Raw genomic sequence first — 5,163 nt, forward strand, 5'->3', positions numbered from 1 at the left:
GCTCCTACGCCCCGCTGCTGGCCGCGGTCGCACCCAACCACGAGAAGCTCAGGACCTTCGTGGCGATCCCCGACGCGATCGACCCCGACGACGCCTCGGACATCTCCGCCTTCGGCGGCGTGCTGTACGCCGACGCCATCGCCGACCAGAGCGCCGAGCGGGACTTCGCCGAGCGCAGCGCCGACGACCTCCACATCATCTACACCGGTGGCACGACCGGGTTCCCCAAGGGCGTCATGTGGCGCCACGAGGACTTCTGGCGCGTGCTCGGCGGCGGCATCGACTTCTACACCGGCGAGCCGCTGGAGGAGTACGACCAGTCCAAGCAGGCCACCGACCCCCGGATGACGACCTTCCCGCTCAGCCCGCTGATGCACGGGGGCGCCCAGGCAGGCCTGCTCATGCACCTCTTCGCCGGCCACCTCACGGTGCTGGAGCCCAAGTTCGACCCGCGTCGCACCTGGGAGATCATCGAGGCCGACCAGGTCCAGCTGATCTTCATGACCGGCGACGCGATGGCCCGCCCGCTCATCGAGGAGTTCGAGCGCCAGGCCGCCACCGGCACCCCCTACGACGGCTCCTCGCTGTTCGCGATCTCCTCCAGCGCCGCGATCTTCTCGCCGCCGGTGAAGAAGCGCTGGATGGAGGCGTTCCCGAACGCGATCTTCACCGACTCCATCGGGTCCACCGAGACCGGCTTCGCCGGCATGGGCATGCAGGACAAGAACGCGATCAGCACCGACGGCCCCGTCGTCGCCCTCGGGCCGAACACCGTCGTGCTCGACGAGGACGACCGCCCGATCGACGGCACCGACGCCGCCAACATCGGCCGGGTCGGCCGGCTCGCCCGCGGCGGCTCGGTGCCGGTGGGCTACTACAAGGACCCGGTCAAGTCCGCCGCGACGTTCATCGAGGTCGACGGCGAGCGGTACTCGATCCCCGGCGACTTCGCCCGCGTCGAGACCGACGGCCGCATCACGCTGCTGGGCCGCGGCTCGAACTGCGTGAACACCGGCGGGGAGAAGGTCTACCCCGAGGAGGTCGAGATGGCCGTCAAGGGCCACCCGGCCGTCTACGACTGCCTGGTCGTCGGGGTGCCCGACGAGACCTACGGGCAGGCCGTCGCCGCCGTCGTCGAGCTGCGCGAGGGCCACACCGTGACGCTGGAGGAGCTGCGCGACTACCTGCGCGCGCACCTGTCCGGCTACAAGCTGCCGCGGGCGATGACCGTGGTCCCGCAGGTGCCGCGCAACGCCACCGGCAAGGCGCAGTACCCGCAGGCGAAGCAACTCATGATCGAGGCCATCGAGAAGACGGGAGCCCAGGCCTGATGCGTACCCCCCTGTGTGACGAGTTCGGGATCGAGTACCCGATCCTCGCCTTCACCCCCTCCGAGCACGTCGCCGCCGCGGTCTCCCGCGCCGGCGGGCTGGGTGTGCTCGGCTGCGTCCGGTTCAACGACACCGAGGAACTGGACCGCACGCTGGACTGGATGGACCAGAACACCGACGGCAAGCCGTACGGCGTCGACATCGTGATGCCGATGAAGATCCCCACCGAGGGCAAGGCGATCGACCTCTCGGCGATGATCCCCGAGGAGCACAAGAAGTTCGTCGACGAGACCCTGCTCAAGCTCGGCGTCCCGCCGCTGCCGGAGGGCGAGGGCCGCGAGGGCGTGCTCGGGTGGCTGCACTCGATGGCGCGCAGCCACCTCGACGTCGCACTCACCCACCGACCGGTGTTCGTGGCGAACGCGCTGGGCTCCCCGCCGGTGGACGTCATCGAGCAGTGCCACGCCGCGGGCATCAAGGTCGGCGCGCTGGCCGGTGCCGCCAAGCACGCGCTGAGCCACGTCGCCAACGGCGTGGACATCATCATCGCCCAGGGCTACGAGGCCGGTGGCCACACCGGTGAGATCGCCTCGATGGTGCTCACCCCCGACATCGTCGACGCCGTGGGACCCGACGTGCCCGTGCTGGGCGCCGGCGGCATCGGCAGCGGCCGGCAGATCGCGGCCTCCATGGCGCTGGGCTCCCAGGGCGTGTGGATGGGCTCGATCTGGCTCGGCACCGAGGAGTACCGCAACCTCTCGAACAACCACGAGGCCTGGGAGACCGCCTTCACCCGCGCCACCTCCTCCGACACCGTGCGCACCCGGGTCTACACCGGCAAGCCCGCCCGGCTGCTCAAGACCAAGTGGACGCAAGCCTGGGCCGAGGAGGGCGCGCCGGCGCCGTTGCCGATGCCGCTGCAGAACCTGCTGGTGGCCGAGGCGCACAACCGGATCGTGGCCTCCAACGACCCCGACGTCATCTCGATGCCGGTGGGCCAGATCGTCGGCCGGATGGACCGGGTGCGCCCGGTGGCCGAGGTCATGGCCGACCTCGTGCGCGAGTTCGAGGAGACCGTGAGCCGGCTCGAGAAGCTCTGAGCCGCGTCGTCGCGACCTGACGAGCGCCCCGTCCCCCACGTCGACCGTGGGGAGCGGGGCGCTCGTGCGTCAGCGGCGGAAGCCGCCCTCGGAGTGGAGCACCTGTCCCACGACCCAGGCACCGTCGTCGCTCGCGAGCCAGCCGATCAGGCGCGCGGGGTCCTCGGGACGCCCCGGTCGCCCCAGCGGGAAGCGGTCGAGCGCGTCCGGGGGCAGGTCGTCGCGGTAGCCGGTGTCGACCGCAGCCGGGTGAGCAGGCCGTCGAGTCCGTCAGGGTCGCCGTAGGTGGCGACGTCGTGCGGACGGTGGTGGTGGATGCCGAGCGAGGCGCCCAGGTCGGCGAGTCGGCAGGCGACCGCGAAGCCGATGCCACGCCGCCGGCTCACCCCCGTGACCACGGCGGTCCGTCCGGCCAGCGGGAGTGGCGCCACCATCGTCGCGGTCGGATCAGAACTCGTAGTCGAAGGCCTCGACGTCCTTGGCGAAGATCTCGCCGACCAGGTCGCGGGTCTCGGGGGTGTAGTACTCGCGGTAGCCGGTGCGCTTGGACTTGTTGTCGTGGCCCAGGCCCTCGGTGCTGAGGCCGAAGTGCTCCAGCGCGGTGCGGGAGTCCTCGCTGAGCCGCTCGGTGCGGCCGATGAAGTCGGCGGTGCGGGTGGGGGTGGTGAGGTAGTCGATCTGGGCGCGCCGCAGCCGTGGGAACGTCTGAGTGCCCTCGATCACGAACTGGTCGAAGGAGGTGTACTCGCTCGACCCGCGCCAGAACTCGTTCCAGCGGTCGGAGGCGTCGATGCCCTTGCGCTCGCTCCAGTTGCGCCAGTTCTCGATCATCGACCACCAGGAGACCATCCGGTCCCACGGGTTGCGGACGAAGCCGAAGACCCAGTAGTCGGTGAGCTCGGGCTCCTTGGTCAGGATGGTCGAGAGCGGTGCGTGCCGCTTGTGCACCGACCGGACGTCGGTGAGTTGCGACTTGAGCAGGTTGGTCAGAGTGACCCCACCCGTCTTCTGCACGTGCACGAAGAGCAGCTTGTGCGCGTCGGAGATGATCACCGGCCGAGCCTATCGAAGCCGGACCGCTGCTCGTAGCCGGTGCCGCGCGCGTCGCGCTCCCACAGCTCCCCGGGCAGGTCGGGACCCGGCTCCACCCCGGCCCGCACGAGCTCGCGCTTGAGCACCTTGCTGGTCGCCGTGCGGGGCAGGTCCGCCACGATCCGCACGACGGCCGGTCGCGCCTTGGGGGAGAGGTCGGGCTGCGCGTCGAGGAACCGCTCGAACGCCGTCGGGGTCAGGGGAGCGGTGAGCCGCAGCGCGGCCACCAGCCGGTCGCCCGAGCGGGGATCGGGGACGCCGTACACCGCGACCTCCGCCACCGCCGGGTGCCGCAGCAGCAGTCGCTCGATCGGGGCGGCGGCGAGGTTCTCCCCGTCCACCCGCAACCAGTCGGCGCTGCGCCCGGCGAAGTACACCCAGCCCGCGGCGTCGCGGTAGGCCAGGTCGCCGGACCAGTACATGCCGCCGCGCATCCGCTCGGCGTCGGCCGCGGGGTCGCGGTAGTACCCGGCGAAGGCACCCGCCCCGGCGGTGTTCACCAGTTCGCCGGTCGCCTCGTCGGCGTTGAGCAGCCGCCCGTCGTCGTCGAACACCGCGTCGGGGGTGCGGAGCGCGGTCTCGGGGTCGAGCACCTCCACCCCCGGCAGCGGCCACCCGAGCGCACCGGCGGGCATCCCGGGACGGCGCTGCACGATGACGGCGTTCTCGGTGGAGGAGTAGGAGTCGACCACGGTGCAGCCGAACCGCTCGGCGAACCGGTCGATGTCACGTTCGTGCGCCTCGTTGCCGAACACCAGCCGCAGCGGGTTGTCGGCGTCGTCGGCGCGGGCGGGCGTCTCCAGCACGTAGGCCAGCGGCTTGCCGACGTAGTTGGCGTAGGTGGCGCCGTAGCGGCGCACGTCGGGCAGGAAGCCCGAGGCCGAGAAGCGCGGAGCGAGGGCGACGGCGGCGCCGGCCGCCAGCGCGGGCGCCCAGCAGGCCATCACCGCGTTGCTGTGGAACAGCGGCATCGCGCAGTAGGCGACGTCGGCGCCGGTGAGGCCGAAGCGCTCGGCCAGCATCACCCCGGGCCCGGCGACCTTGGCGTGGGTGACCCGCACCGCCTTGGGGTCGCCCGAGGTGCCGGAGGTGAAGATCAGCATCAGCAGGTCCTCGGGCCCGCAGCGCCGCGACGGCGGCTCCGCCGCGGCGGCCGCGACGGTGCGGCCCCAGCCGGGATCCTCGACGTCGATCACGGTCACGCCCGCGGGCAGGTCGTCGAGCGGTGCCAGCAGGGCCAGCCCGGCGGCGTCGGTGAGCACCAGCTGGCAGTCGGCCCGGGCGACGTCGGCCGCGAGTGCGGCTCCCCGCCGGGTGCTGTTGAGCCCGACGACGACCAGCCCGTGCAGCGCCGCCGCGCCGAGGGCGTGCACGAACGCCGGGGTGTTGGGGAGCAGGACGCCGACGTGCGGGGGACGCTGCGGGTCCAGGCGCGCCGTCAGCGCCGCCCCGAGGCGGGCGGAGTCGGCCACGACCTCGCGCCAGGACCATCGGTGCTCACCCGCGAGCAGTTCGGGCGGCCGATCGGCACCTTCCAGGCCGTGTCGCAGCGCCTGGCCGACGGCTACATCGACGTCCTGGCGCAGCGGCTCACGCTGTGGCAGGCCGTGTGGCGGCTCGCCGAGGGTCTGCCGGCCGAG

General features: G+C 72.1%; 7 protein-coding genes. 3 read left to right on the forward strand and 4 right to left on the reverse strand.

The genetic code is table 11. The features are described 5' to 3' along the window. Positions 1-1,331 (forward strand): AMP-binding protein (locus ACERUJ_RS16120; RefSeq protein WP_370249825.1); only part of this gene is annotated, 1,331 nt, incomplete at its 5' end. After that, positions 1,331-2,431, forward strand: coding sequence for an NAD(P)H-dependent flavin oxidoreductase (locus tag ACERUJ_RS16125; RefSeq protein ID WP_370249827.1), 1,101 nt, complete (start codon positions 1,331-1,333; stop codon positions 2,429-2,431). The genes ACERUJ_RS16120 and ACERUJ_RS16125, both read left to right, overlap by 1 nt. A 69-nt stretch (positions 2,432-2,500) precedes the next feature. On the opposite strand, the gene ACERUJ_RS16130 is transcribed toward ACERUJ_RS16125, so the two are convergent. The 4 genes from ACERUJ_RS16130 to ACERUJ_RS16145 all read right to left on the reverse strand — a co-directional run bounded on the left by ACERUJ_RS16130 (position 2,501) and on the right by ACERUJ_RS16145 (position 4,995). After that, positions 2,501-2,647, reverse strand: a complete 147-nt coding sequence (locus tag ACERUJ_RS16130; protein WP_370249834.1) for an SDR family oxidoreductase — start codon at positions 2,645-2,647, stop codon at positions 2,501-2,503. Then, positions 2,578-2,817, reverse strand: a complete 240-nt coding sequence (locus tag ACERUJ_RS16135; RefSeq protein WP_372715315.1) for a hypothetical protein — start codon at positions 2,815-2,817, stop codon at positions 2,578-2,580. Before ACERUJ_RS16135 ends, ACERUJ_RS16130 begins: the two co-directional genes overlap by 70 nt. A gap of 61 nt (positions 2,818-2,878) precedes the next feature. After that, complete coding sequence (locus tag ACERUJ_RS16140; protein WP_370249831.1) at positions 2,879-3,484, reverse strand: sulfotransferase family 2 domain-containing protein; 606 nt, start codon at positions 3,482-3,484, stop codon at positions 2,879-2,881. Then, a complete protein-coding gene (locus ACERUJ_RS16145; protein ID WP_370249832.1) occupies positions 3,481-4,995 on the reverse strand; it encodes an AMP-binding protein in 1,515 nt (504 codons plus the stop codon). Before ACERUJ_RS16145 ends, ACERUJ_RS16140 begins: the two co-directional genes overlap by 4 nt. Positions 4,996-5,064: 69 nt before the next feature. On the opposite strand from ACERUJ_RS16145, the gene ACERUJ_RS16150 reads away from it, so the two are divergent. Continuing rightward, on the forward strand, positions 5,065-5,163 hold a 99-nt coding region (locus ACERUJ_RS16150), incomplete at its 3' end, for a hypothetical protein (protein ID WP_370249835.1).

The sequence above is a fragment of the Nocardioides sp. genome (assembly GCF_964228225.1).
In the GTDB taxonomy this organism is placed as follows: Bacteria; Actinomycetota; Actinomycetes; order Propionibacteriales; family Nocardioidaceae; genus Nocardioides.

Coding starts and splice junctions, on each gene's coding strand:
- ACERUJ_RS16125 (WP_370249827.1), top strand. CDS start 1,331: ATGCGTACCCCCCTGTGTGACGAGTTCGGGATCGAGTACCCGATCCTC.